This is a genomic window from Hymenobacter sp. IS2118, assembly GCF_000715495.1.
Classification (GTDB): domain Bacteria; phylum Bacteroidota; class Bacteroidia; order Cytophagales; family Hymenobacteraceae; genus Hymenobacter.
Genome location: NZ_JNLX01000181.1, coordinates 1 through 24,654 on the forward strand (window position 1 = coordinate 1; position 24,654 = coordinate 24,654).

A 24,654-nucleotide genomic window follows, 5' to 3' on the forward strand; every position below is an offset into this window, starting at 1 on the left:
GATTTGATAATAAGTAAGTTGCCGAATAAACCAGTCTAGCAGGGCCATGATTTTACGGGCCACCGGCTCTTGTGGCTGGGCGTGGGGCCGCGTGAGCTGGCGCAACAGATTCAGTCCGTAGCGGCTCAGGCTTGTGGCCCGGCAGCCGTGATTTTTGCGTGGAATGGCCTTGATTTTGCCGTGGGCCATCGTGCCCACGCCCAGACATAGCGCGTAGGCCAGGCTGACCAGAGCCACGAGCTTGCGCAGCTTCTGGTGGCAGCATAAGTGGGTGGCTTCCAGGTTAAAGCCGCGTCCTTTCAGGTTCTGAAAGCACTGCTCAATCGTCCAGCGGCTGGCGTAGAGGCCGCCCAGGTTGCGCAAGCCGGGCGCGGCGAAGAGAAACAGAAACTCCGTGTCGGCCAGCCGCTTGACCCAGACCTGTCCCCAGACCCCAGCCACTTGGCAATGCAGAAAATGCCGCTGCTGCCCTACGGCAAGGCCCAGGGCCGTGACGGCCTGCCGTCGGCCACTAGCAAAGGTGATTTGGTGGTGCTTGGGCAGGCGCATTACAAAAGGCAATTTATTCTTCCGTAGCCAGTTAAGCCAGACATGGCCCACAAACTCCCGGTCCCCCACCACCAGCCCGATGCGGTCGCGGCCCAGCACCTGTACGCAGATTTTGAGCAGGGCAATACGGTCGGCCGCACTGGAGTTCCCGCTGCGGTTGTCGAGCAGTTCCCAATAGAGCGGCAGTTGAAAGTCGCCTCGGCCTACGGTCACGAGCAGGATATTGACCTGGCAGCGGCCGAAGTCCCATTCGGTGCGGTCCAGGCACAGGCGCAGTTTGCCCGTGGCGGGCAGCAAGCGCAGCAGCAGGTGGGCCAGCACCAGATAATTCAGGTCCACCTGCCGAAAAAAGTCCTGAATGCGGGTTTCATTCGAAGCGATTTTCACCGCGTCATTCAGGTGCTGGGCTACCTCGCAAAATTGGACGTTGCGGCTTTTGAGCAGGGCGATAACAAACTGGCTGACAAACTTTTGCCGGGACAGATGGGGCACTAGCTGGACGCGACGCAAAAGCGTCGTAATTTTGGCAATGAGGCTTGGCTTCACGGGGCAGGACGGACAATGGTGTGTAGGAACCCCAAAGGTCGGACTGCCCCGTTTTTATGCCCTAAAGTTTAGTAGGGTAGAGTGGAAAAAATCATGTTTCGACAACCGAAGCTATGCTCCGGGTAATTACCGCAGCCCGCGCGTACTACTTCTCTATCAGTCTTTCTCACTGAGCGCCCGCGTTGGTGTTGCGAAAACCACGGCTTCGAGCGCCCCGAAAAAAAAGCGGCGGCTGCTCCGGGGCACCAGGCCCAGCCCGGTCAGGGCCGGCCGCAGGTCCGGTAGCTCCCGCGCCCGCAACCCGGTGGTCAGCCGGAAAAAAGCGTACATGAGGCCCAGCAGCACCCGCCGCCAGCCGCGCCGGGCGGGCCGGAAATCGGCCAGCAGCCACGGTGCGGCGGGCCGGAGCGCTGCCCGCAGCCGGGCCAGCGCCTCCGCTATTTCGTCGCTGGCAATGCAGTCCAGAACGAAAAAAGTAATGATGGTATCGAAGGTTTCGGCCGGTGCCAGGGACGCCTGCGTGCCGTGCCGAAACGCAACCTGCGCGGTGGCTTCCGGCTTTTCGCGCGCCAGCCGGGCGCGCGCGCGGGCCAGCATCCGGGGCGAAGCTTCCAGGTACAGCACCTTGGCGTGGGGGCGGCGGGCCAGCACTTCGGTGAGCACCCAGCCCGTGCCGCCGCCCAGAATCAGCACGTGCGGTGCCCTGGCGGGCAAGCCCGCCAGGGCGGCCCGTTGCGCCCGCTTGAGGCTGGCTCCGAACACCAGACCCGCCAGAGCGTCGTAGCACCACGCCACCCGGTCGAAACCGGTGAGACTTTGAGGGACTGCCGCCGGGGTATCGGGGCCCGCAAACGGGTTAGACATGCAGAAATGGACGGGGGGAGAAAAAAAATGCAGCGGCAAGTAACTGAAAAACAAACGGCGATGCCTCTGGCGCCGCTGCCAGGGCGAAAAAAAAAGCGCCGTGTGTTGCGCCACTGCAAATTGAAACTGTATCTTTGCACCATCAAAAGGCCGCAGTTTCTAACGGAAAGCGCGGTTTTTGGTCTACTGCATGCGCTTGTGGCGAAATTGGTAGACGCGCTGTCTTCAGGCGGCAGTTCCGCAAGGTGTGGGAGTTCGAGTCTCCCCGAGCGCACGTTTTTAAAAAAGCCAGTCCTTCAGGGCTGGCTTTTTTTGTTTTGGTTATTCGGGGTAGCTTTTGCCCGGCTTCTCATCTTTTACCCGGCAGCAGTGCCTATGAACCGTTTCACGTCCCGTTTGCTGGCCCTGATTGGGCTGTTGACTGCCGAAATCCTGCTGGGCGTCGTGCTTTTCGTGGCGGCGTTCGCGGTGTTTTTCTACCTGACCCGCGTGGTCTTCGTCGACAATTCGCTGGCGCTCGACAATTGGGCATCGGATGCCATGGACGGCTTGCGGCGCGACCTGCCGGGCCTGACCGGGCCGGTACGGTTCGTGACATTTTTCGCGGCCCTGCCGTTCCTGTTGCCCGCCAGCCTTATTGCGCCCTGGCTGCTGCGTCGGGCCGGCTACCGGCGCGAAGCATTTGAGCTGGTGGTGGCCATGCTGGGCGGCATCGTGCTGAACCAGCTGCTGAAAATGTACTTCAACCGGCCCCGCCCCAGCAATGCCTTGCTGCAAACCCTGGGCCTGAGCTTTCCCAGCGGGCACGCCATGCTGGGAATGACTTTTTACGGCTGCCTGGCGTGGCTGCTGGCCCGGCATTTCGGGCGGCCCGGCTGGGCCATTCCCCTGCTAATCTGGACGGGAATGATAGGCTTGACCCGCGTGTACCTGCACGCCCACTACGCCACCGACGTACTAGCCGGCTTTGCCGGCGGCGCGGCCTGGCTCGTCGCCTGCCGCCTGGGAATCAAACTCTTCTGGAAAGAGGAAAAAGAGTTGCTGAACGAGGGCTAGTTGTTGGTTGCTGGTTGTCAGTCACTCTATTAGCTGACAACCAGCAACCAGCAACTGACAACTAATTACAGCTTTACGCGCACCCGAAGGGCCAGTAGGCCCTTTACGCCCTGTAACTCTTCCAGGCCCAGCTCCTCTACGCCCTCTTCGAGCAGGTTCCGGTCCTGGAGGTAGTCAATGTATTCGTAGTATTCCACGGCTTCGCGGCTTTGGGCGTAAACCAGGGCAATGGTGCCGGGTTGCGTCAGCCGCTCACCCGTGCCGATGACGGTGGCTTTGTCGATACGCTTCTTGATGATTTCGTAGCGAATATTATAGGTGCCGTCCACGTCGAACTGCCGTTCGTCCTGCCGGAAACGGATGCTGAGCGACTGCCCGTGAATGAGGATGAGCTGCGTGGTTTCGAGCTTCACGGGAAGCTGCTCCTTGAGTGCAGCGGTGCGGCGGGTGATTTCTACCATGGTCAGGAGCTGCCACAGGCGCAGGTTTTTCAGGAAAACCAAATCGAAGGGCTTGTCCTGAACCAGCGCGCCGCCCACGAATATGTTGTACTCCACCCCGTCGGTATTGTAACGCTCGAAGTAGTGCGGAAACATTTGCTGCGCCTTGTCTTCTTCCTCGTCCAGGAAGTCACTCACGGCATCGTTGAGCATGGTGACGCTGGCTTCAAAGTCCTTCCGGCGCTTATACAAAATGCCCAGCTTGGGGTCGATATTGGACCAGTACTTGGCCGTAATCGGGCGCAGCTCCGGGTTGTGGGTGGCCAGGTATTCGAAAAGCGGCTCCACTTCGCGGCTCAGAGAGTCGTAGATGTTGGCCTCATCGCCGCTGAGCAGGCCTTCGCGCAGGCGCTTCAGGTTCTTGGTTACGTAAAACTTCAGCTCGTCCAGAATGGGCAGCTGTTGGTACTCAGAAGCCTTTTTCAGCACCTTGTTGGCCAAGGTAAGATGCTCTACCAGGTCGCCCTGAATAGCCTCGTTGCGCGCCGTGCTGCTGCTGCGGATGTCGCAGGAGCCGTGCAGCGGGTACACATCCTCAAACACGATGGCCTCCATTTCGGCCGTGCGGTTGCCCGCTTCCACCTTCGCCAGCAGGTTGCGGGCCGCATCCATAAAGCGCCACTCCATGGTGGGATGGATGGCGGTGAATTTCTCCCGGATGATGGCGTGTACGCGGGTTTGCAGGTCCTCCGCGTTGCGCTTCACGGCCACGGCAAACAAGGGCAGAAACTGGTCCACCTTGTCAAGCTCGAACTCATCGAGCCCGTCCACCTGCGGCGAACCAAGCTCCAGCAGGCCCACCGTGTCGTTGCCATAAGGCAACAGGGCCAGAATAGCGGAATGGATGCCCAGCTCCAGGATGTGGTCGCGCAGGTCCTCCGGGATGTCGGCCGTGGCCACGTTTTTCAGCACCAGCGGCTGCCGCTCGCGCAGGAGACGGTCGTAAATCTGCCGGAAGCTGCTGTCGGCCGATTGGAGCTGCACCTGCTTGGTGAGGAAGCTGTGGTTGATTTTGCGGCCAAAATCTACGAAAGCCCGCTTTTTTTCGTCGTAAGCCGCGATGCCCAGCTGCAAGGCCGGCTGCGCAAACAGCACCCGGAGCTTCTCCTGAATCTGCTCGAACCGGGAGGGCGTTTGCAGCACATCCCGCTCCAGCAGGTCGTATTTCAATTCCGATAGAATCTCCTGGTCCGTCACATCAACCAGGTGCATGATGTTGAAGCCTTCCAGCTCGAAGTGGTGTGCGGGCAACAGTTCTTCCCACAGCTCGACGCGGTGTCGGTTGTGAACGAGCGTCTCCATGTTTTCGTCGGAGAGTACCGGCCGCTCGCCCACCACCCGCACGGTCACGAAGTCGGAATTAAAATCGATGCCGTAATGCCGGTAAAGCCCAACCTTGTAATCGGGAACCGTGAAAATAATAGTGCCCAGCGATGGCAGCTCGGCCCCGTACACGCGGTGGAGCACCAAGTGGTAGGCCATGAGCCCCATTTGCTTTTCCATCGCCTCCAGGTCGATGTTCAGCGGCTGCTTGATGTTGCGGTCCTTATTGAGCATCACCGTCTGGAAAGGCTCGGTGGAATAGAAGCTGCGCCGTTGGAAAGGCCCAACCGCCCCGCTGATATCGGTGGCCGAAGAGGCAGGCGGAAATACCGCCAGCATCAACGTCTCAATCAGGTCGCAGTTACAATCCAGCACGTCGTAGTCGGTGAGGGGCCCGCGGCACCACGTCTGCTCGGCCACCTGCTCGCCGATGGCGCGGGCCAGCAGCGCCACGCCGGGGTTGCTGGCCTGTTCCCGCTCGTGCCAGTACGCTATCAACGGCTCCAGGCTGAGGGTGGAGCGAAAAGGAAAGAGCCCGGTAGGTTCCTTGGGCGATGCGGGCACCGCAGGCGCTAGCGGAGGTAAGGTTTCAGCAGGCATAAGGGAAGGGAACAGGTTTTTGGCTAACTGCTTGCCGCGCGGCTAATGCCAGGTGGAGGTTGTGAAGCAAACGGGCAAGGTAACCGGCGCAACGGCTGACAGCAAAAAGCGAATGGCTCACTGCTACTATACGGGCGTTGCTTCCGGCCCGGCTACTTGGTGACCGGGATTACGGCTACTTGTTTCAAATCGAACACAAACGTGCTGTCGGTGCCGGCGCTGGCTCGTTTGGGCCGCGTGACGTAAGCCGTTTTTTCCGTGTTGGTGTAGCAGGTGCAGCACCCGTCGCCCACCAGTTGGCCGCGCAGCCGGACGCTATCAATTACCAGCACGGTAATGGGAACCGGCTTGGCCCCCGGCTGCTGCGCGAGGTATTGAACTTCGTACCGGTAGCCGTTGAGCTTGGTTGCGCCAACCGTCGTAAAGGGTGTCGTGTTATTCAGTAAGATGCTGAAGATGCTGTCGCGGAGCTGGGCCGCCGTCCGAATAAGGGTTACCGTTTCCACTTTGTTGGTGCGGATGTAGGGCAGCGGCGAGCGCAGGATGCGAATGGTGTCGAGGTCGGCGGCCCCAAAGGCCGGGGAAAAGCTCAGCTTCACGGCGTCGGCTTGGTCGTCCTGGCAGTCGCACACATCGTTGGCACAGCAGCCACCGAGCAGCAGGCTCAGGCAAAAAATGGCTGCCAGCCGGATAGACAGGAAGTTTGTCATAGGTAATAGGCTAGTAGCTGTCAGCTTTCTTATTTGTGTTCAGCGCCTTGAGTCCAAGCCATAATTTGACTGATTCCGGCTGGCTGCTCAGCAGGAATAAAGGTAAGGCCCGCAGCACCCACCTCACCGGGGTGGGGCAGGGCGCTACGGGCCTCAACGAATGTTGCGCATGCCGCGCCAACGGAAAGCCGGCCTACCGGCTGCCGGTAGCCCCGCCCGACGAAGGCAGCGTGGGGTTTTCCACGGTGCCGCCGGCCAGCAGCAGCGGCCGCAGGCGGGCCGTCGCCGAATCGAGCTGCGGCCGAATCTGGGCCATGGCCCCGCGCAGGGCAATGACATCGGCCAGGCGTGGAGCCGTGGTTTGCGAATACCCATGGTACATGGCCACTTTCACCGCCGAGGTGCCGTTGCCCACGTACGAGCCCAGCAGGTTGCCGGCGGCATCGCTCACCTGTACTTCGGCCTGCAGCGTGGTGCGGTACCACTCCAGCGGAATGCCGATAACGGCCGGTATCAGGAAGGTGAACACCTGAATGCCTTGCAGGCCACGGCCCGAGCGGACGGTGCGCACCTTGCGTACCACCAGCTTGGCGTAGCCAAACGTGGCCGTATCGGTGGGCTCGGTCAGGTTCATGCGGCACTCCTGTTGAAACAGTTTAAGCGGGTCTTCGGGCAGGGCGCCGTCGTTCATCGCCAGGGGGCCTTGGTCAGCCAGGATTTCCAGCGCCGGCAGCCGGTTGGAGATAGCGGCTGAAGGCGGCCCTTTCATCATGGACTTTACTGACACGCAGGCGGGAGCCAAAAGCAGACCAGGGCCCAAAACCAGTACAGCGAGTAGACGAGAAAATTTCATGGTATAGTGCAGTAATAATGAGGAAAGAAACGAATAAAATGTACAAAGAATACTAAAATCGTTAATTTTCACCAGTGTCAGTAGCTAAGATAGTCAGGCGGGTTGGCAACCACCACTTTTTTCGGCGATGTGCATGAAATACCCTCTAAACGGAAAAAGAATTCCGTTCAACGGTAATTAATATTCGAATAGAGTAATGGCGCTACTAGTGCGCGCTGCCGGCCAGTTGTTCCGTGGGAGTTTCGGTGGGGTCGGGGCCCTGGTAGTCGTCAATAAACTCGCCCTCCCAGCGGGCCACCACCGCCGATGCCAGGCAGTTGCCCAACACGTTTACGGCGGTCCGGGCCATGTCCATCAGCGCGTCGATGCCCAGAATGATGAACACCGGCCAGGAGGGCAGGTTGAACGAAGCCACCGTGGCCAGCAGGATAACCAGCGAGGCCCGCGGCACCCCGGCCACGCCCTTGCTGGTCAGCATCAGGGTGAATACCATAAGCAGCTGCTGCCCAAATGTGAGCGGCACGCCGGCGGCCTGGGCCACAAACACGGCCGCCAGCGACAGGTAGAGCGTGGTGCCGTCCAGGTTAAAGGAGTAGCCCGTAGGCATCACAAACGCCACAATGCGCCGTGGCACGCCAATGCCTTCCATCGCTTCCATAGCCCGTGGCAGGGCTGCTTCCGACGACGTAGTGGCAAAGGCAATGCTCACCGGCTCGGCGGCAGCGGCCAGGAAGCGGCGCAGGGGAATGCGGGCAATCAGGGCCACCGGCAGCAGCACGAGCACAGCAAAGGCAATGAGGGCGCCGTAGAGCGTCAGGAGTAGTTGCAGGGCGTTGAACAAGGGCGCGAAACCCATCTTACCCACCGTGTAGGCCAGGGCGCCGCCCACGCCCAGCGGCGCGAAAAACATCACCACGTTGGTGAATTTGAACATTACTTCCGACAAGCTCTCGCAGATTTCCAGCATCACGCGCCGGGGCCGCTCGGGCGTGAGGGCCAGGCCAATGGCAAACAGAATGGCGAAAATAACGACCTGCAGCACCTGGCCTTCGGCCACGGATTTGGCAATGTTTTCGGGGAAGATGTGCAGGATGATATCCGCCGCCGTTTGCGGGGCTACTGCGGCCAGCTGTTCCTCTTTCACGCCAACCTGGCTGATGCCCACACCCGCTTTGGTGAGGTTGATGGCCGCCAGGCCAATGAACAGCGCAAACGTGGTCACGACTTCGAAGTAAACTAGGGCTTTGAGGCCCATGCGCCCGACCTGCTTAAGGTCGGCGTGGCCGGCAATGCCCACTACCAACGTCGCAAAAACCAAGGGCGCGATGATGGTTTTTACCAGGCGCAAAAAGGCGTCGCTCAGTACTTTAAAGTTCATGGCGACTTCCGGGGCATCGTGGCCCAGCTCGATGCCCACGAGCATGCTGTACACAATCCAGAGGGTGAGGGAGCGCCGCGGGGCCACCACGGCGGCCAGCGCTGCGAGGGCCAGCCATCGGGCCGCCACGGGCACGGAGTTGGGTAACGCCATTAAGTTATTGGCGTTCAGTATCGTGAGGACAAGGGCAATTAGTACGAAGACAACTGCAACGAGGAGTAAGCGAGATTTCGTCATGCAACAAAAAAGGCCGTGGAATGGAATAAGGGCCTAAAGAACGGCATTATCCAGCCAGCAACCCGGTTCCCGAATGGGCCAGCAGGGCAAAGCCATCGGGAAAAGCCTCAAAACCAACCTGTACCAAGCATTTTGCTCATGAGTGGAGTGATGCCTGAACAGGCCGGCCGCAACGCGCCCCCGGCTCCGTACCCAAGCGCAACGCTTGCAGCAAATAAACTTGTCGCTGATTTTCCCGGCTGTGACGTAGGCAGGTTGTTGGCTGGCGGCAGCATCTTCGACGCCTTAATTTACGGCCTAATTCCACCCTGCCATGCCCCGCTGGACCCTGACTTCGCTCACGCTGCACCTGAACTACGTTTGGAAAATCTCCCGCAATGCTTCTACTACCAAAACCAACCTGCTGCTGCGCGTGAGCGGCCAGGGCCAGGCTGGTACCGGCGAGGCCGCGCCCAACGTGCGCTACGGCGAATCCCCGGAGCTGCTCCAAACCCAGTTCGACACCTTGCAGACGCACGGGCTGGCCGCCGTAGGTTCCTTGCCCGAGCTGGATGCCTTGCTGGCCGCGCAGCCCGTGGCGCACGCCTTGAGTTTTGCCTTGGAAGCGGCCCTGGTTAACTGGCTGGCCGCCTGCGCCCGGCAGCCGGCTTGGCAATGGCTGGGGGTGCCGGCCCCCGCCCGGCGGGTGCTCACGGCGTTCACCCTGCCCATTATGGCGCCGGGTGAGGTGGCGGATTTCCTGCGGCAGCAGCGGGCCGCCCGCTTTGAGCTGCTCAAAATAAAAGTGAATCAGGGCGAAGGCCTCGACCTGCTGAAAGCGGTGGCCCAGGCCCTGCCCGGCCACTCCTTATTAGTAGACGGCAACGAAGCTTGGGCCGACGCAGACGACGTAATCCGGTTTATGGAGCAGGCCGTTGCCATTCCTGGCTTGAACATGAAGCTATTGGAACAGCCGCTGCCCGCCACCCAGGCCGACGGCTACCGCTACCTGCGGCCCCGCAGCCCGGTGCCGCTGCTGGCCGATGAGTCGGTGACGGCCACGGCCGATTTCGCGGACATTGCCCGCCAGTTCCACGGCGTGAACGTGAAGCTGATGAAAGCCGGCGGTTTCCGCCAGGGAATCGCGCTGCTGCGCCAAACCAGAGCCCACGGGCTAATTCCCATGCTCGGCTGCATGGTGGAATCGAGCGTGGGCATTGCAGCCGCGATGCAGGTGAGCGCGCTGGCCGATGTGCACGACCTCGACGGCTTCCTTATTGTGAAGGACGAACCGTTCGGGCTGGTAGGGGAGGAGGCCGGGCGGGTGTTCCTGCGCGATTGAGTGGTGAGCCGTAAGCTCTAAGCTATAAGCCGCAAGCTTTTAGCTTAGATTATCAATCGGCTATCAGATAGTCAACATTCGTTCACTTCTGCACGACTGCTTAGCAAAGCATTGTGAACAATAAAAGCTTGCGGCTTAGAGTTTAGCGCGGCGCGTTAAGTTTGAGGTTGAGCTGCTCCAGCTGCTCGTCGATGGCCTTGGTATTGGGCGAATCGGAACGGCTCTGGCTCAGGATATTAACTTTCTGGGTCAGCAGGTCAATTTTTTGATTGAGCAGCGAAATGTGCATGGCCGGGTCGGCAAAGCCTTCGCCGCGCTGGATGTAGGTTTCAAACTTGCCGTTGGTGCCAATGGGGGTTTTGCCCTGGGCCGATGATGCGCTGCCGGGCGTGGCAAACACGATGCCGCCGTCGGCCCGTACGTAGTCGCCTTCGCGCAGAGTTATTTTTTTGCCGGCGGGGTTAATTTCATCCGCAGGCATCTCCACGATGCCGTTTTTGTAGTTGATTTTCACACCGCTGCTGAGTTTTACGTTTTTCGTCAGCGGCGTCACCTTGTCGCCGTCGCGCCGCACCACTTCTCCGTCCAGAAACACGAATTGGGTGCGGTCGGTGGTTTGCACGGGAAAGCCGCCGGCCTGGGCAGCCGCGAAACGGGGAGCCGTGGCCAGGCAGCCAGCGGCAAGGAGTACAAAAAGGAGGCGGAACATGGGATTGGATTGATTGTTGGGTTTGCGAGAATACGGCTTTTACGGATTAGGTAAACGTTGCAGCCCATTGGTCAGGATTTATTTTAAATAAAGCAGGAACAATGTTGCAACATTAAATGTACCTACATAAATTTGCATCCGATTCTACCTCCCGCTATGCGCATCGAAGACGAAATCAAGCAACCGCTGTTCCAGGACGAGTACCAGAAGGCGTACATCAACTTAGTGTACACGGCGGGGTGGCTGGAACTGCGCCAGGCCGCCGCATTCAAGCCTTTTGGCCTGACGTTGCCCCAGTATAACCTGCTGCGCATTTTGCGTGGGCAGCACCCGCTGCCGGCCACGGTGGCACTGCTCATCGACCGGATGCTGGACAAAACGAGCAATGCCTCCCGCATCGTGGACCGGCTGGAAGAAAAGGAGCTGGTGACGCGCACCGTGTGCCCCGCCAACCGCCGCGCCGTCGACATCCGCATCACCGAAGCCGGCCTGGACCTGCTGCACCGCATCGAGGAATCCGGGACCGCGCGGTGCGAGGGCGTAACCCGCCTCAGCGCTGAAGATGCCTGCCTGCTGAATACCCTGCTTGATAAAATTCGGGACGAAGACTAACCCGCAATTTCCACCTTTTGTGCCGAAGCATCGTGCGGCTGCTTTGGTTTCTCATCCCGTTGCCATTCAATTAATTACACTTTTTAATCTCTTTTTCAGATGAAAAAATTCCTGTTGCCCGCCCTGTTTGCCGTTGCCGTATTGGGCACCGCTCCCGTTGCTTCGGCACAAAAAATGAACAGCTCCAAAATGGCGACCAAAGCGCCCGCCTACAAGTTGCAGCCGCAGCTGAGCACCCTGGGCTGGGAGGGCAAAGCCGTGACTCACGGCCACAATGGCACCATGGATTTCGCCGATGGTGAGCTGCTGGTGAAAGGCAACGCCATCGTGGGCGGTACCGTGACCGTGAACATGAAGACCATGAAGGCCACCGACATCACCGATGCCGAAAGCCAGGGCAAATTTGTGGGCCACATGAGCAGCGACGACTTTTTCGGCGTGGAGAAAAACCCGACTTCGACCTTCAAAATCGTGAGCGTGGCTCCCATCAAAGGTGCCGCCAAGGATGCCAACAACGCCACCATCACCGGCGACATGACCATTAAAGGAGTGACGCAGCGCCTGTCCTTTCCCGCCAAAGTGGGCGTGAAAGACGGCGTGGCCGCCGCTACCGGCACCATGACCATCGACCGCACCAAATTCGGCCTGAAGTACGGCTCGAAGTCGTTTTTCGATAGCATCGGCGACAAAGCCATCTACGACAACTTCGACCTCACTTTCAACGTCATCGCCAAAAATTAAGCTTTGGTTGGTTCATTGGGCAGTCGTTGGCCCGCCGAACCCGCTCTATTTCATAAAAAGCCTGCCGGTTTCGGCAGGCTTTTTTGGTTTATTCCGGTATGGCGAAGTTTCGAGGTAGCTCAAACTTTAAATTCCGGCTTTTGCTGCGCTTGTGCAGCTCGCCCAGCACGTCGTCCAATTCCGGCTGGTATTCCACCCACAAGTCTTCGTGCAGGCTTTTGAGCACCAGGGCGGGCACGCGGGCGGCGAGCCGGGCGGTGGCGTTGAAAAAGCCGTCGTACACGCTGTCGAACTGGCCCGAATAGTTGTCGATGCACAGCCGCAGGATGTAGAGCAGTAGGTCGATTTCCAGCTGCTTGCTTTTGGTGACGCGGCGGGCGCGGGCGGCCTCCTGCACGCTGGCCCGTAGGGCCTTCACGAGGCTGCGGTTGAGCAGGCGGCCCGACACGGCCAGGTTGAAGGTTTCGTGAATGCGGTCGGCCGCTTCTTCCTGAATCTGTGCCAGCGTCACGTCCGCCAGTAGCTCGTAGCGGAAGGTTTCGTACAGCTCGGCGTCGCGGCGCACGGCTCGGAGCAGCAGGGCTTCCTTCTCGCTTTCGGACAGGCGCTTGAGGGCTTTTTTAAAATCGGAGGACGGAACGGGCATGAAAATGTAGGGATTGAGCCATTAGCTCTTAGCTGATGGCTGTTAGCTTTTTTGTTTAACGAGTAACCGCGCTACGTGCGTTGCCTGTCAGATTTGGGGCCGCTGCCTGGCTCAAAAAAGGACCACGGCTGGCGGGCGGCGCGGCCGGCCTCCATAAAGGACGGGCAAAAAGCGGCTGATGAGCTACCGTAGGTGGTTTGTTTTCGAAATATACGGGCCCCGACCCCGCTTGCTGGCCCGCGCAGCCCCGGCCGTCGCCACTTAAAAACAAGTGCCGCACCCGAAACGAATTGGCGCTTTTTGGAGTTAGTATCAGCCGCCCCAAACGGCCATTTCTGCGTAAATTTGACCCATGAATACCCGCCCGCAAATTGATTATGACGAGGAGGTACTGCTGCTCGAGGAAGAGGCAGAGCTACGCAACCTCGTGGTGTACAACGACGAGGTCAATACCTTCGACCACGTCATCAAAACTCTGATGGACGTGTGCGGCCACCAGCCCGAACAGGCTGAGCAGTGTACGCTGCTCATTCATTACAAAGGCAAGTGTGCCGTCAAAATTGGCTCTTACGAGGAATTGGAGCCGCTTTGCACTGCCATTCACGACCGCGGCATTGCGGCCGACGTAGTATAACCTTAGCTGTTAGCCATTAGCTGTTAGCTGTTAGCCATTGTTCCTGATTTATTGTGAACGGTAGGTTCCAGCCTCGGCTAATAGCTAGCAGCTACAAGCTAATAGCTGTCTTTAAATGGAGTTTCCTTCCAAGCTAATTGAAAATGCCGTGGGCGAGCTGGCCCGGCTACCCGGCATTGGCCGCAAAACGGCGTTGCGTCTGGCCCTGCACCTGCTCAAAGCCGAGATGGACACCACTGCCTCGCTGGCCGAGGCTCTGGCCAAGATGCGCTTTGAAATAACGTACTGCCGCACCTGTCACAGCATTTCCGATGCCGAAGAGTGCGGCATCTGCGCCAATAAGCTCCGCGACCACAGCCTGGTATGCGTGGTGTCGGATGTGCGCGACGTTATTGCCATTGAAAATACCGGCCAGTACAAAGGCGTTTATCACGTGCTGGGCGGCGTTATTTCCCCTATCGAAGGTATTGGCCCGGCCGATTTGCACATCGATTCGCTGGTGGAGCGCGCGGCCATTGAGGAGTCGGAAATCCGGGAAATTATCCTGGCCATCAGCCCCACGATGGAGGGCGACACGACGGCCTTCTACCTCTCGCGCCGGCTGCGCGACCTGCCCAACGTGCACATCAGCACCATCGCGCGCGGCATTCCAATGGGCGGCGAGCTGGAATACGCCGATGAAATCACCCTCGGCCGCAGCATTGTGGACCGCCTGCGGCAGGCCCGGTAAGGGGCCGTCGGGCGCTAGTGGCCCGCTTCGTCATCGGGTGCCGGGCCGGTGCTCAGGCCCAGCTTTTTCACCAGCGGCCCAATGGTGAGGCCCTGCACGATGATGCTGAAAATAACCACCACGTAGGTGACGCCCACAATCAGGTCGCGGGGCATGGATTCGGGTAGGGAAAGGGCCAGCGCCACCGAAATGCCGCCTCGTAGCCCGCCCCAGGTCAGCACCCGCAGCATCTGTTTGTTGAAGGGGTAGAAGCGCTTGAGCAACAGCAGCGGTACTCCTACCGATAGCCAGCGGGCCACCAGCGTGAGCACGATGGCCACCAGCCCCACCAGCAGCGTGGTGCGGCTGATGTCAAGAATAAGCATTTCGAGTCCGATGAGCACGAAAAGTACGGCGTTGAGAATCTCATCCAGAATTTCCCAGAACTTGTCGAGGTACTCGCGGGTGATGTCGGACATGCCCAGCTCACGGCCCTTGCTGCCCACAATCAGGCCTGCTACCACAATGGCCAGTGGCCCCGACGTGTGCAGGGTGGTGGCCAGCGCCGTGCCGCCCATCACTAGGGCCAGCGTTATCATCACTTCCACCTGGTAGTTGTCGATGGTGCGCAGGGCCCAGTAGGCCGCGTAGCCCAGCACCGCGCCCAGCACGATGCCGCCCACCGCTTCTACCAGAAACAGCTGCCCGATAACTGCGGGCGTGGCCTGTCCCTGGCCAAACTGCGCAATCTGAAACAGGCTGATGAACACGACCACGGCAATGCCGTCGTTGAACAACGACTCGCCCACGATGCGGATTTCCAACGACTTATCGATGCGGGCCGCTTTGAGGATGCCCAGCACGGCAATCGGGTCGGTGGGGGAGATGAGCACGCCAAACAGCAGGCAGTAGATGTAGGCAACGGGCTGTCCGAATAAGGGCATCAGGTAGTAGAAAGCGGTGCCAATGAGGAAGGTAGACAGCAGAATGCCCACCGTAGCCATAGTGCCGATGGCCAGGCCTTGCCGGCCCAGGGCACTGACGTCGACGTGCAGGGCGCCGGCAAAAAGCAGAAAGCTCAGCATCACCTGCATCAGCACGGCGTGGAAATCGATGCCGCGCACCAGCTGGCCGGCCTGCACTACCCAGTCGGCCCCCATCTTGCCCATTGCAATGGCCAGCAGCGACGAAACCAGCGCCAGTACCATCAGCCCGATAACGCCCGGTAGTTTCAGCAGGCGGTGATTGATGTATCCAAAAATAGCGGCCACCACGATGAGCAGGGCCAGAGTATTGTATAACTCCATGAAAGGGGAAAGCGAATGAATGAACGGCCGGCCTGGCGCCTGGCGGCCGTGGCCGGCCGGCAACCTGCGTCTAGCACCCGGCCAAACCCGCGGTGCAAAGGACGGTGATTTGTGGTCAATAGCCGTTCGATGCCGCCAAAGCCCGTAATTTCGCCCGCTGTGGTGAAGCTCTCCGTCGTTATCGTCAATTACAACGTCTGCTATTTTCTGGAGCAGACGCTGCTTTCCGTGCGGCGGGCGGTGGAGAAGCTTGGGCAGCCGGTGGAAGTGTTCGTGGTCGATAACAACTCGGTCGACGGCTCGGTGGCCATGGTGCGGGCCCGCTTTCCCGAGGCCGTGCTCATTGCCAACCGCGACAACCCCGGCTTCTCCAAAGCCAACAACCAGGCCCTGCGGCTGGCCACCGGCCAGTACCAGCTGCTCCTCAACCCCGACACCGTGGTGGAGGAAGACACCTTCCGGGCCTGCTGCGCTTTCATGGACGTGCACCCCGACTGCGGCGGCCTGGGCGTGAAAATGCTCGACGGGCAGGGCCGGTTCCTGCCCGAAAGCAAGCGCGGCCTGCCCACGCCGGCCGTGGCCTTCTACAAAATATTCGGCCTGGCCCGGCTCATGCCCCGCTCGCGCACGTTCGGGCGCTACCATCTCGGCTTCCTCAGCCCCGACGAAACCCACGAAATCGACGTGCTCAGCGGCGCGTTTATGCTGCTGCGTCAGGCTGCGCTCGACAAGGTGGGCCTGCTCGATGAGGACTATTTCATGTATGGCGAGGATATCGACCTCTCGTATCGGCTGACGCAGGGCGGCTGGAAAAACTACTATTTCCCCGGCACCCGCATCATTCACTACAAGGGCGAAAGCACCAAGCGCACGAGCGTCAACTTCGTATTTGTGTTTTACCGGGCCATGGTGATTTTTGCCGAAAAGCACTTTGCCCCCGGCCGGGCGGGCCTTTTTTCGCTCCTGATAAACGCGGCCATCTGGCTGCGGGCCGGCGCGGCGGTGCTGGAGCGGCTGGCCGTGCGCGCCGCCCCGCTGCTGCTCGATGCCGGTCTGATTTGGGCAGGCATGTATTTCCTGAAGTCGTATTGGGAGAATAACCACAAGTTTGTGCCCGGCGCCTACCCACCGCAGTACATGCTGGTGGCGGTGCCGGCCTATATTCTGGTCTGGCTCACCTCCGCTTACCTGAGCGGCGCCTACGACCCGCCCGTGAAAACCTCGCGGGTGGTGCGCGGTATTTTCGTGGGCACGCTGCTGATTTCGGCGGCTTCCAATTTTCTGGATGCCTGGCGCTTTTCCAAGGCCCTGATAATTCTGGGTGGGGCCTGGGCCGTGGCCGCCGTGGCGGGGCGGCAGCTGCTGGCGCACTTCATCCGATACCGCGACTTTCGCCTGAGCGAGCACCGCCAGAAAAATATTGCCATCGTGGGTTCGGGCGCCGAAAGCCTGCGGGTGCACCGCCTGCTGGAGGCCGCGGGCGTGAAAGCCCGCGTGATTGGCTACGTGGAAACGGCGGCCGGCCCGGAACCGCTGGCCCCGCCCGAAGCAGCGGCCCCGCTCAGCCCGGCCGCGACGGATGCGCAGATGGAGCCCCTCGGCGCGCTGCACCAATTGGCCGACATCATCCGGCTGTACGCATTGGATGAGCTGATTTTTTGTGGCAAAGACCTGCCCGCCAGTCAAATCATTGCCCTGATGCTGAGCTTGCCCGCCGTGCCGGCGGTGGCGTATAAAATCCTGCCCGAAGACAGCCAGTACATCATCGGCAGCAGCAGCAAGGACACGCCCGGCGACTATTACACCCTCGACATCGCCCTGAACCTGTACCAGCCCCGGCAGGCGCGGGCCAAGCGCCTGCTCGACGTGCTGAGCAGCGGGGCGCTGCTGGTCCTTTCCCCCATCATCGGCTGGTTTCAAACCCGGAAAATCGGTTTTTTGCGCAACTGCCTGACCGTGCTGGTGGGGAGCCGCACCTGGGTCGGGCTGCGCCACAGCGCCGATACGGCTCAGGCAGCGTCCGCCGTGCTCTCGCCCGCCGATGCCGCCCCCACCGCCGCCCCGCTCACCGACGTAACGCGCCGGCGCCTGGAGCTGCTGTACGCGAAAGACTACGAGCCCGGCATGGATTTGACCGTACTTTGGCGCTGCTGGCGCCGGCTGGGTGAGTAGCAAAATTCCGCGTGCCTCTTTATATCCTTCCCGTAGCTTTGCATTTCACCCTTACCGCTGCAACCGATGTCTGATACTGCTGCTGTTACCACTGCTTCGCCATTCGCCGACCGCCTGCTGGCCATGAACGAATCGGCCACCATTGCGATGGCTAAAAAAAGCCGCGAGCTTATGGCCAAAGGCTTTGATGTCATCAACCTGAGCTTTGGCGAGCCCGACTTTCAGACCCCGCAGTACATCAAGGACGCCGCCAAGCAGGCCCTTGATGATGGCTACACATTCTATTCGCCGGTGCCCGGCTACCCGGACCTACGGCAGGCTATCTGCGATAAATTCAAGCGCGACAACCACCTCGAATACTTGCCCAACCAGATTGTGGTGAGCACCGGCGCCAAGCAGTCGCTGGCTAATGTCATCATGAGCATGGTGAATCCCGGCGATGAAGTCATCGTGTTTTCGCCGTATTGGGTGAGCTACGAGGAGATGGTGAAGCTGGCCGAAGGCACCAGCGTGGCACTGGTCGGTACGCTCGAAAACGACTATAAGGTGACCGCCGAGCAGCTCGAAGCCGCCATTACGGAGCGCACCAAGCTCATTATGTATTCTTCGCCCTGCAATCCCACGGGGGCGGTTTTTTCGCGGCAGGAGCTGGGCGCCATTGCCGCCGTGCTGGCCCGCCACCCGCAGGTGTACGCCCTGGCCGATGAGATTTACGAGTACATCAACTTCGTGGGTGAACACGTGAGCCTGGCCCAGTTTCCGGAAGTGCGCGACCGGGTGATTACCGTGAACGGCTTCTCGAAGGGCTACGCCATGACCGGCTGGCGCTTAGGCTACCTGGCCGCCCGCCAGGACATTGCCTCGGCCTGCGAAAAAATGCAGAGCCAGATTACGTCGGGCACCTGCTCCATCACGCAGCGGGCGGGCCTGGCGGCGCTGCTCGGCGGGCGCGCCTCGGCCGACGAGATGGTGGAAGCCTACCGCCGCCGCCGCGGCTTGGTGCTGGAAATCGTACGCGACATTCCGGGCTTCAAGACGCCCACGCCCAGTGGCGCGTTCTACATTTTCCCGGAGGTGTCGGCCTACTTTGGCCGCACCGCGCCCGATGGCAGCACCATCAATAATTCCATGGACCTGGCCATGTACCTGCTCAACGACGCGCTGGTGTCGGCCGTGTCGGGCGAGGCCTTTGGCGCGCCGGAGTGCATGCGCTTCAGCACCGCCGCGGCTGACGAAAAGCTGGTAGAAGCCTTCCGCCGCGTAAAAGCTAGCCTGGCAAAGCTGTAGGAACGCGCCAAGGCGTGTTCCTACAGCTAACCGCGCTTTCCGGCCGTCGAACCACAACCAAACGTGCTTCCCGGCCGCCGAACGCGCCGGGGTACGTTTTACCTTTGCTGCATGCCTGTTGATTCCCTGACTACCCTTTTTGATAATTTCAATAACCTGCGCGTCCTTATTATCGGCGACGTGATGGTGGATGCCTACGTGTGGGGCCGCTCGACGCGGCTCTCGCCCGAAGCGCCGGTGCCCGTGGTGCACGTGGCCCGCACCGAACAGCGCCTCGGCGGGGCCGCCAACGTGGCCCTGAATGTGCAGGCCCTCGGCGCCACGCCGCTGCTGTGCGCCGTGATTGGCACCGACGGCGGGGGCGACCAGCTACTACAGCTGCTACGGGAGCGGGAGTTGTCGGCTGCGGGCATCATTCGCAGCGCGCACCGGCCCACTACGGTCAAGCAGCGCATTCTGGCCCACGGGCAGCAGCTGCTGCGCATCGATTCGGAGATAGAAACCGACATCAACGCCGACGAGCGCACCCAGCTGCTGGCTGCCTACGACGACCTGTTGGCCCGCGCCGATGTGGTGATTTTTGAGGATTACGACAAAGGCGTGCTGAGCGAAGCCGTTATTAGCGAGTGCATTGCGCGGGCCCGGCAGCGTGGCATTCCCACCGTGGTCGACCCCAAAAAGAAGAACTTCCTGGCTTACCGCCACTGCACGCTCTTCAAGCCCAACCTGAAAGAACTGCGCGAGGGCCTAAAACTCGAATTCGGCGACCCCAACGCCGACCGGCCCGGCTTCGAAGCGGCCGTGACGCGGCTACACGAGGTGCTCGAACCCGAAACCGTCCTCGTCACACTCTCCGAATACGGCGTATTTGCCCAGCAAAACGGCACCAAAACCTACCTGCCCGCCCACCTGCGCACCATTTCCGATGTGTCGGGTGCCGGCGATACCGTCATCAGCATCGCGGCACTTTGCGTGGCCCTGGGCCAGCCGGCCGCCTTCACCGCCGCGCTGGCCAACCTGGGCGGCGGGCTGGTCTGCGAGCAAATCGGCGTAGTGCCGGTAGAGAAGCAGCGGCTGCTGGAAGAAGCGCAAGCCGCGAAATTGTAGTCAGATATTACTCACGCTGGGTAAAGCCGCGTTTCTCGCAGAGGTACGCAGAGGATAAACCGCAGAGGTGCGCAGAGGTGACCGTCAAAACTCTGCGCACCTCTGCGGTTTTTCCTCTGCGTACCTCTGCGAGAAACGCGTTTAATTGGAAAGCAATGTGTAATTCCTGTTAACATTAACCGCATTCAAGCAGCAGCTCACGCCTTTTTCAAAAACTCGGTTTTCAGCACCATCGTGCTGCCGCCGGCCCGGCCTTCAATCTCGGCGGCGCTGTTGGTGAGGCGGATGTTTTTAACCACGGTGCCGCGCTTTAGCGTCAGCGACGAGCCTTTTACTTTGAGGTCTTTGATGAGTGTAACCGAGTCGCCTTCGGCGAGCAGGGTGCCGTTGCTGTCTTTAACGTCCATAAGAGTGAGGAGGAATGGGCTCGTTTAGCGGCGCGTGAGCAGCAGGTACACCAGAAAAAATACCGGTGAGAGACTGCCAATGGAAATCAGGACCACCGTAAAGGTTTCCACGCCGGAGCGTTCCGGCTTCTTCAGAAACCAGCGCCACATGAAAAACAGCAGGCCCAGCAGCAAGGCCAAGGTGATATAAAAGGTGGTGCCGAATTGGGAAGTCATAACTAACGATTCTCGGGAGGGAATTTAGGAAACCAGATGCCTCGGAAACTTATGGCCCCAATGTTAGGCAGCACATGATTCCGCTCTAACTCATCGAGGCTTTTGACTATACAGTGCCGAAATGCTGGTACTTGGCCATTTGCAAATAGCCTTTTTGAGACAAGGCTTTCAGCATCTTCAATACTGTAAGCTGTCACACCTATACCAACAGCGTGATTTGTTGGTACACTAAACACCAACCAATATTTGGTTAAAAGAGGGATGCTACTTGCCTGCATCTAGCCCTGCCAGGCCTTCACCGTTTCCACGAATACGCGCACGTTGTCGGGGTTGGTGTCGGGGTACACGCCGTGGCCGAGGTTGGCGATGTGCGGGCCGCCGGCAAACTTGCGGAGCATGGTTTCGGTGGCGGCTTTCACCTGGGCGGGCGTGCCGTAGAGGGCGCAGGGGTCGAGGTTGCCTTGCAGGGTTTTGTTGCCGGCTTGCAGGCGCACCTGAGCGGGGTCCTGGTTCCAGTCGAGGCCTATGGTGCGGCAGGACGTGGCGGCGAAGTCCTCCACGGCCCACCAGGCGCCCTTGGCAAACACCGTAACGGGCACCAGCGGCGAGAGCGCGGCCGTGATTTCGGCGATGTAGCGGCTGGAAAATTCGCGGTACTGGTCGGGGGGCAAAATGCCGGCCCAGGAGTCGAACACCTGCACCACCTGCGCCCCGGCCGCCACCTGCGCCTGGAGGTAGGCAATGGTGGTGGCCGTGATTTTGGCCAGCAGCGTGTGCGCCAAGGCGGGCTCGCGGTAGAGCATGCCGCGGGCTTTCGAGAAGGTTTTGGAGCCGTGGCCTTCCACCATGTAGGCGAGAATGGTCCAGGGCGCGCCGGCAAAACCGATGAGCGGCACGCGGCCGTTCAGCGCTTTTTTGGTGATGCGCAGGGCTTCCAGCACGTAGCCGAGGCCTTCTTCGGGGTCGGGCACGCGCAGCTTTGCTACGTCGGCCGCCGACTTGATAACTTCGGGGAAAAGCGGGCCGCGGGCCTCCACCATCTCGTAGCGCAGGCCCATGGCATCGGGCACCACCAGAATATCGGAGAAGATGATGGCCGCGTCCACGTCCAGCGCATCGATGGGCTGAATGGTGACTTCTGCCGCCAGCGCGGGCGTTTCCACCAGCTCCTTGAAGCCGGAGAGACGGCCGCGCAGGGCGCGGTATTCTGGGAGGATGCGGCCGGCCTGGCGCATCAGCCACACGGGCGTACGTTCGGTGGCTTCGCCGCGAGCGGCACGGAGGAAAAGGTCGTTTTTCAGCATATCGAAGGGCAAAGGTACGCCCCAAGGGAGCGGAATTCGCACACCTTTTAACGCTAACTACTTCCCGAACTGCCGCAGGTTATACGTAAAGCTCAGCAGGAAATACTGCTGCAAAACGCGGCTCCGTACGTCTTCCACGTAGGTTTCGGTGGTGTTGCGTACCACGCTGCGGTTCTGGTTCAGCACGTCGTAGGCTTGCAGCTTGAACTCGCCTTGCTTGTGGGCGAAGAGCTGCCGGGCCAGGCCCACATTCCAGAGCACCACGCGCTGGTTGAAGCCAGCGGCGCGGCCGGTGTTGCGGCTGAACCAGCCGTCGGATGTGAGCACGAAGCGGGCGGGCAATTGGTAAAACACGTCGGCCGTTACGGTTTGGGTCCAAAAGGTGGCGTTTTGCTCAGGCAGGCGCGAGTAAGTGGCGTTTTGGTACATCAGGTTGCTGCTGAGGCCGAACTCCAGTTTGTCGTTGAAGGCTGAATTAATGCTGGCGCCCTGGCCCAGGCTCCAGGTGCGGCCGGTGTTGGGCAAGCCATTTATGAAGCTAGGGGTTTTTACGAAGCCAGCGTTGGTGGTCAGATTAAGGTTGATTTTGTGGGGGGCCAGGCGCTGGCCGAGCGACAGGAAGCCGGTGAGGCTGTAGAATCCATCGGCATTCACGGGGCGGGTGGTTTGCACGCCGCGGGCGTTGAAGTCCGTGGCCGCCACAATGCGGTCGTCCACCCGGCTGCCATTCAGCAGGCCAAACACGCTGCGGTTGGTGGCCGCGTCGAACTGCGAGTAGCTGGCCACCAGCGACTGCGCGTATTCCGGGCGCAGGCGCGGGTTGCCGGTTTGAATGCTCAACGGGCTGGAATTGTCGCGCACGGGCTGCAATTGGGTGGCGGTGGGCGCGTTCAGCCGCGTGCGGTAGCTGAGCCGCAGCGAGCGGTTGTTGGTGCCGGTGTAGCTGAACAAGGCATTGGGCAGCAGGCTGGTGAAGCGGCGCCGGATGGTAGTATCGGCCGTGAGGTTGCGCACCTGCAGGTCGGCCTGCTGCGCATCCAGCCCCACACCGATGGTGTAGCGCAGGCGGCGCTTTTGCAGCGTGAGGCCGGCCCGGTTGGCCCGGAACAGGCTGGTGAACTCGTTGCTGAGGCCGGGGTTCAGCACGTCGTACTGCCCGCTGGTTTCGTCGAAATCAGTGGTCAGCCGCCGGCCGTTGTTGCGCGCATCGGTGAAGGAATAATGCGCCTCCAGCTTGTTGCGCAACGACAGCGGCTCGGTGTAGGACAGGCTCAGGGTGTGGTTGCGCACCGGGGTGTCCTGTTCGATGCGCTGGTTCAGCTCCTGGGTGGTGGGCGTACCACTGGCGTCGAAAAACGTGTTGGTGGCGCGGTTCACGGCGCTGCCGTCCTGGCTGCTCAGGGTAGAAGTGAGGTTGGCCGAAAACGTGCGGCCCAGCCGCGCAAACCGGCGCATGAGCAGCGCATTGCCGCCGCCGCTGGGGTTGCGGGTGGTGCCCTCATACCTGTTTTGGCCCTGGTTGAGCAGCTGGGTGCCGGCGCTGGACTGCTGCTGGTTCTGGCGGGCCAGGTCGTGGGTTTGCCAATTAATGTAGGGCGTGAGCCGGAGCGAAGTGAGCGAATCGAGCGTGTAGTCGAAGCGCAGGTTGAAGCGGTGGCTGGTAGTGCTGCTGCGCGTGCGCACGGTTTGGTTGGTGAGGAGGGAGGGGCCGGTATCGCCGCCCTGGCCGGCGATGCCGGCCACGTTTTCGCGCCGTAGCTGCTGGTCCGTTGCCACGGTGGCGCGGCTGGCGAGGTAGCTGGTGGCCACTTCGGCGCGCTTGCCCCAGGCGTCACGGTAGTTCAGGCCCACCGCGCCCGATTCGGTGATGCTGGTGGGCGGGCTGTTAGCCCCCGGCGTATTTTGCCGCCCGCCGCTCTGTATCTGGATGCGCCCGCCGCCGCCTGGCCCGCCCACGCCCGGCCCAAAATCGCCGCCGGAAGGCCCGCCATTGTCGGCAAATCCCTGCTGGTTGAGGTTGTTGGCCTGGGCCAGCAGCGAAATCTGACGGCCGTTGTTGAAGCGGTTCAGGCCCAGCCGGGCCTGGTAGCGGCCCTCAGTGCCCGCGCCCACGCCGTTGGTACCAAAGTAGCCCTTGCGCTTATCGCGCTTGGTCACGAGGTTCAGGGTGCGCTGGCGGTTGCCGTCGTCGATGCCGGAAAAAGCCGATTGGTCGCTCTGCTGGTCGTAGAGCTGCACGCGGTCGATGATGTCGGCGGGTAGGTTGCGGGTGGCCATTTTGGGGTCGTCGCCGAAGAAGGGCTTGCCATCGACCAGCACGCGGGTCACGGCCTGGCCCTGCGCCCGGATGCTGCCGTCGCGGTCTACTTCCACGCCGGGCAGCTTTTTCAGCAGGGCTTCCACGGCAGCATTGGGCTGGGTTCGGAAGGCTTTGGCGTTGAAATCCAGCGTGTCGCCGCTCACACGCACCGGGGCGCGCTCCTGAGTCACCACCACTTCGCCCAGCTGCTGGCTGAGCGGGCCGAGGCGCACGGTGCCCACGTCGGGAGTGAGGGCGGTGGCCGTCACGGCCACCGGCAGCCGGCGGGCGCGGTAGCCCAGGGCATTGATGAGCACCACGTACTTGCCCACGGGCACGTTGCGGAGGGAAAAGCGCCCGTCGCCGTCCGTTATACCAAACATAATGTAGCTCGAATCCCGGCCCATCATCAGCGTGACGGAAGCTTCGCGCACGGCCTTGCCGGTAGTCGAATCGGTGAGGCTGCCGCGCACCGTGCCCTGGCCCGGTGGGGGAGGGGCCTGCGCCCGGCCGGCCGGGGCCAGACCGAGCAGCAAGCTCAGCATTAAAAAGAAGCGCACGGCCGGG

The 24,654-nt window shown here is 60.8% G+C and carries 22 protein-coding genes and 1 tRNA gene; 10 read left to right on the forward strand and 13 right to left on the reverse strand.

Translation table 11 applies throughout. The features are described 5' to 3' along the window. Positions 1-1,095, reverse strand: a 1,095-nt coding sequence (locus GM79_RS18965; RefSeq protein ID WP_035562703.1) for an IS4 family transposase, incomplete at its 3' end; no start/stop codon positions are given. A gap of 156 nt (positions 1,096-1,251) precedes the next feature. Beyond that, on the reverse strand, positions 1,252-1,959 hold the full coding sequence (locus GM79_RS18970) for a class I SAM-dependent methyltransferase (RefSeq protein WP_051719073.1): 708 nt from the start codon (positions 1,957-1,959) through the stop codon (positions 1,252-1,254). A 192-nt stretch (positions 1,960-2,151) separates the two neighbouring features. Between GM79_RS18970 and GM79_RS18975 the strand changes: the two genes are divergently transcribed. Next, positions 2,152-2,233, forward strand: a tRNA-Leu gene (locus tag GM79_RS18975). A 101-nt stretch (positions 2,234-2,334) separates the two neighbouring features. Further along, the gene (locus tag GM79_RS23930) at positions 2,335-3,015 is read left to right on the forward strand and encodes a phosphatase PAP2 family protein (protein WP_072008670.1); all 681 of its coding nucleotides are present in this window, start codon (positions 2,335-2,337) and stop codon (positions 3,013-3,015) included. A 65-nt stretch (positions 3,016-3,080) separates the two neighbouring features. Here the strand turns inward: GM79_RS23930 and GM79_RS18985 are convergent, their stop codons facing one another. The 4 genes from GM79_RS18985 to GM79_RS19000 all read right to left on the reverse strand — a co-directional run bounded on the left by GM79_RS18985 (position 3,081) and on the right by GM79_RS19000 (position 8,532). Next, complete coding sequence (locus GM79_RS18985) at positions 3,081-5,438, reverse strand: GAF domain-containing protein (protein ID WP_152560089.1); 2,358 nt, start codon at positions 5,436-5,438, stop codon at positions 3,081-3,083. A gap of 152 nt (positions 5,439-5,590) precedes the next feature. Further along, positions 5,591-6,148, reverse strand: a complete 558-nt coding sequence (locus tag GM79_RS18990) for a hypothetical protein (protein ID WP_035567090.1) — start codon at positions 6,146-6,148, stop codon at positions 5,591-5,593. Between the two features lie 193 nt (positions 6,149-6,341). Next, a complete protein-coding gene (locus tag GM79_RS18995; RefSeq protein WP_152560090.1) occupies positions 6,342-7,001 on the reverse strand; it encodes a hypothetical protein in 660 nt (219 codons plus the stop codon). Positions 7,002-7,206: 205 nt separating this feature from the next. Then, entirely contained in the window at positions 7,207-8,532 is a 1,326-nt protein-coding gene (locus tag GM79_RS19000; RefSeq protein ID WP_235184115.1) for a dicarboxylate/amino acid:cation symporter, read from the reverse strand. Positions 8,533-8,929: 397 nt separating this feature from the next. Here GM79_RS19000 and GM79_RS19005 point away from each other — a divergent pair, with 397 nt between their 5' ends. Beyond that, complete coding sequence (locus GM79_RS19005; RefSeq protein ID WP_035567093.1) at positions 8,930-9,937, forward strand: enolase C-terminal domain-like protein; 1,008 nt, start codon at positions 8,930-8,932, stop codon at positions 9,935-9,937. A gap of 142 nt (positions 9,938-10,079) precedes the next feature. Here the strand turns inward: GM79_RS19005 and GM79_RS19010 are convergent, their stop codons facing one another. Beyond that, the gene (locus tag GM79_RS19010) at positions 10,080-10,646 is read right to left on the reverse strand and encodes a DUF6799 domain-containing protein (protein ID WP_035567094.1); all 567 of its coding nucleotides are present in this window, start codon (positions 10,644-10,646) and stop codon (positions 10,080-10,082) included. Positions 10,647-10,802: 156 nt separating this feature from the next. On the opposite strand from GM79_RS19010, the gene GM79_RS19015 reads away from it, so the two are divergent. Further along, the gene (locus tag GM79_RS19015) at positions 10,803-11,258 is read left to right on the forward strand and encodes a MarR family winged helix-turn-helix transcriptional regulator (RefSeq protein WP_035567096.1); all 456 of its coding nucleotides are present in this window, start codon (positions 10,803-10,805) and stop codon (positions 11,256-11,258) included. Between the two features lie 99 nt (positions 11,259-11,357). Further along, entirely contained in the window at positions 11,358-11,999 is a 642-nt protein-coding gene (locus GM79_RS19020) for a YceI family protein (RefSeq protein WP_035567097.1), read from the forward strand. A gap of 88 nt (positions 12,000-12,087) precedes the next feature. On the opposite strand, the gene GM79_RS19025 is transcribed toward GM79_RS19020, so the two are convergent. Beyond that, positions 12,088-12,645, reverse strand: a complete 558-nt coding sequence (locus GM79_RS19025; protein WP_035567099.1) for a hypothetical protein — start codon at positions 12,643-12,645, stop codon at positions 12,088-12,090. A gap of 352 nt (positions 12,646-12,997) precedes the next feature. Between GM79_RS19025 and GM79_RS19030 the strand changes: the two genes are divergently transcribed. Both GM79_RS19030 and recR read left to right on the forward strand, forming a co-directional pair. Beyond that, positions 12,998-13,279 carry an ATP-dependent Clp protease adaptor ClpS gene (locus GM79_RS19030; RefSeq protein WP_035567101.1) on the forward strand — a complete coding sequence of 94 codons (282 nt, stop codon included), beginning with the start codon at positions 12,998-13,000 and terminating at the stop codon, positions 13,277-13,279. Positions 13,280-13,394: 115 nt separating this feature from the next. After that, entirely contained in the window at positions 13,395-14,009 is a 615-nt protein-coding gene (recR, locus tag GM79_RS19035) for a recombination mediator RecR (protein WP_035567103.1), read from the forward strand. A gap of 14 nt (positions 14,010-14,023) precedes the next feature. Here the strand turns inward: recR and GM79_RS19040 are convergent, their stop codons facing one another. Beyond that, on the reverse strand, positions 14,024-15,295 hold the full coding sequence (locus GM79_RS19040) for a cation:proton antiporter (protein WP_035567129.1): 1,272 nt from the start codon (positions 15,293-15,295) through the stop codon (positions 14,024-14,026). A gap of 129 nt (positions 15,296-15,424) precedes the next feature. On the opposite strand from GM79_RS19040, the gene GM79_RS19045 reads away from it, so the two are divergent. The 3 genes from GM79_RS19045 (at position 15,425) to GM79_RS19055 (ending at position 19,861) form a co-directional block, all read left to right on the forward strand. Further along, positions 15,425-17,467, forward strand: a complete 2,043-nt coding sequence (locus GM79_RS19045; protein ID WP_051719075.1) for a glycosyltransferase family 2 protein — start codon at positions 15,425-15,427, stop codon at positions 17,465-17,467. A gap of 66 nt (positions 17,468-17,533) precedes the next feature. Further along, a complete protein-coding gene (locus GM79_RS19050; protein ID WP_035567105.1) occupies positions 17,534-18,754 on the forward strand; it encodes a pyridoxal phosphate-dependent aminotransferase in 1,221 nt (406 codons plus the stop codon). A gap of 111 nt (positions 18,755-18,865) precedes the next feature. After that, the gene (locus GM79_RS19055) at positions 18,866-19,861 is read left to right on the forward strand and encodes a bifunctional heptose 7-phosphate kinase/heptose 1-phosphate adenyltransferase (RefSeq protein ID WP_035567107.1); all 996 of its coding nucleotides are present in this window, start codon (positions 18,866-18,868) and stop codon (positions 19,859-19,861) included. Positions 19,862-20,058: 197 nt separating this feature from the next. On the opposite strand, the gene GM79_RS19060 is transcribed toward GM79_RS19055, so the two are convergent. The 4 genes from GM79_RS19060 to GM79_RS19075 form a co-directional block, all read right to left on the reverse strand. Then, a complete protein-coding gene (locus tag GM79_RS19060; RefSeq protein ID WP_035567109.1) occupies positions 20,059-20,268 on the reverse strand; it encodes a zinc ribbon domain-containing protein YjdM in 210 nt (69 codons plus the stop codon). A 24-nt stretch (positions 20,269-20,292) separates the two neighbouring features. After that, on the reverse strand, positions 20,293-20,484 hold the full coding sequence (locus tag GM79_RS19065; protein WP_035567110.1) for a hypothetical protein: 192 nt from the start codon (positions 20,482-20,484) through the stop codon (positions 20,293-20,295). A 278-nt stretch (positions 20,485-20,762) separates the two neighbouring features. Then, positions 20,763-21,788 carry a uroporphyrinogen decarboxylase gene (gene hemE, locus GM79_RS19070; protein ID WP_035567111.1) on the reverse strand — a complete coding sequence of 342 codons (1,026 nt, stop codon included), beginning with the start codon at positions 21,786-21,788 and terminating at the stop codon, positions 20,763-20,765. 57 nt (positions 21,789-21,845) lie between these two features. Further along, a complete protein-coding gene (locus GM79_RS19075) occupies positions 21,846-24,647 on the reverse strand; it encodes an outer membrane beta-barrel family protein (RefSeq protein ID WP_235184116.1) in 2,802 nt (933 codons plus the stop codon). Between the last annotated feature and the right edge of the window lie 7 nt (positions 24,648-24,654).

Bases quoted from the DNA above. Each gene is read 5' to 3' on its own strand.
- GM79_RS19015 (WP_035567096.1), top strand. From the start codon at position 10,803: ATGCGCATCGAAGACGAAATCAAGCAACCGCTGTTCCAGGACGAGTAC.
- recR (WP_035567103.1), top strand. From the start codon at position 13,395: ATGGAGTTTCCTTCCAAGCTAATTGAAAATGCCGTGGGCGAGCTGGCC.
- GM79_RS19020 (WP_035567097.1), top strand. From the start codon at position 11,358: ATGAAAAAATTCCTGTTGCCCGCCCTGTTTGCCGTTGCCGTATTGGGC.
- GM79_RS19000 (WP_235184115.1), bottom strand. From the start codon at position 8,532: ATGGCGTTACCCAACTCCGTGCCCGTGGCGGCCCGATGGCTGGCCCTC.
- GM79_RS19055 (WP_035567107.1), top strand. From the start codon at position 18,866: ATGCCTGTTGATTCCCTGACTACCCTTTTTGATAATTTCAATAACCTG.
- GM79_RS19010 (WP_035567094.1), bottom strand. From the start codon at position 10,646: ATGTTCCGCCTCCTTTTTGTACTCCTTGCCGCTGGCTGCCTGGCCACG.
- GM79_RS19050 (WP_035567105.1), top strand. From the start codon at position 17,534: ATGTCTGATACTGCTGCTGTTACCACTGCTTCGCCATTCGCCGACCGC.
- hemE (WP_035567111.1), bottom strand. From the start codon at position 21,788: ATGCTGAAAAACGACCTTTTCCTCCGTGCCGCTCGCGGCGAAGCCACC.
- GM79_RS19065 (WP_035567110.1), bottom strand. From the start codon at position 20,484: ATGACTTCCCAATTCGGCACCACCTTTTATATCACCTTGGCCTTGCTG.
- GM79_RS19040 (WP_035567129.1), bottom strand. From the start codon at position 15,295: ATGGAGTTATACAATACTCTGGCCCTGCTCATCGTGGTGGCCGCTATT.
- GM79_RS19045 (WP_051719075.1), top strand. From the start codon at position 15,425: ATGCCGCCAAAGCCCGTAATTTCGCCCGCTGTGGTGAAGCTCTCCGTC.
- GM79_RS19060 (WP_035567109.1), bottom strand. From the start codon at position 20,268: ATGGACGTTAAAGACAGCAACGGCACCCTGCTCGCCGAAGGCGACTCG.
- GM79_RS18970 (WP_051719073.1), bottom strand. From the start codon at position 1,959: ATGTCTAACCCGTTTGCGGGCCCCGATACCCCGGCGGCAGTCCCTCAA.
- GM79_RS19025 (WP_035567099.1), bottom strand. From the start codon at position 12,645: ATGCCCGTTCCGTCCTCCGATTTTAAAAAAGCCCTCAAGCGCCTGTCC.
- GM79_RS23930 (WP_072008670.1), top strand. From the start codon at position 2,335: ATGAACCGTTTCACGTCCCGTTTGCTGGCCCTGATTGGGCTGTTGACT.
- GM79_RS18990 (WP_035567090.1), bottom strand. From the start codon at position 6,148: ATGACAAACTTCCTGTCTATCCGGCTGGCAGCCATTTTTTGCCTGAGC.
- GM79_RS18985 (WP_152560089.1), bottom strand. From the start codon at position 5,438: ATGCCTGCTGAAACCTTACCTCCGCTAGCGCCTGCGGTGCCCGCATCG.
- GM79_RS18995 (WP_152560090.1), bottom strand. From the start codon at position 7,001: ATGAAATTTTCTCGTCTACTCGCTGTACTGGTTTTGGGCCCTGGTCTG.
- GM79_RS19030 (WP_035567101.1), top strand. From the start codon at position 12,998: ATGAATACCCGCCCGCAAATTGATTATGACGAGGAGGTACTGCTGCTC.
- GM79_RS19005 (WP_035567093.1), top strand. From the start codon at position 8,930: ATGCCCCGCTGGACCCTGACTTCGCTCACGCTGCACCTGAACTACGTT.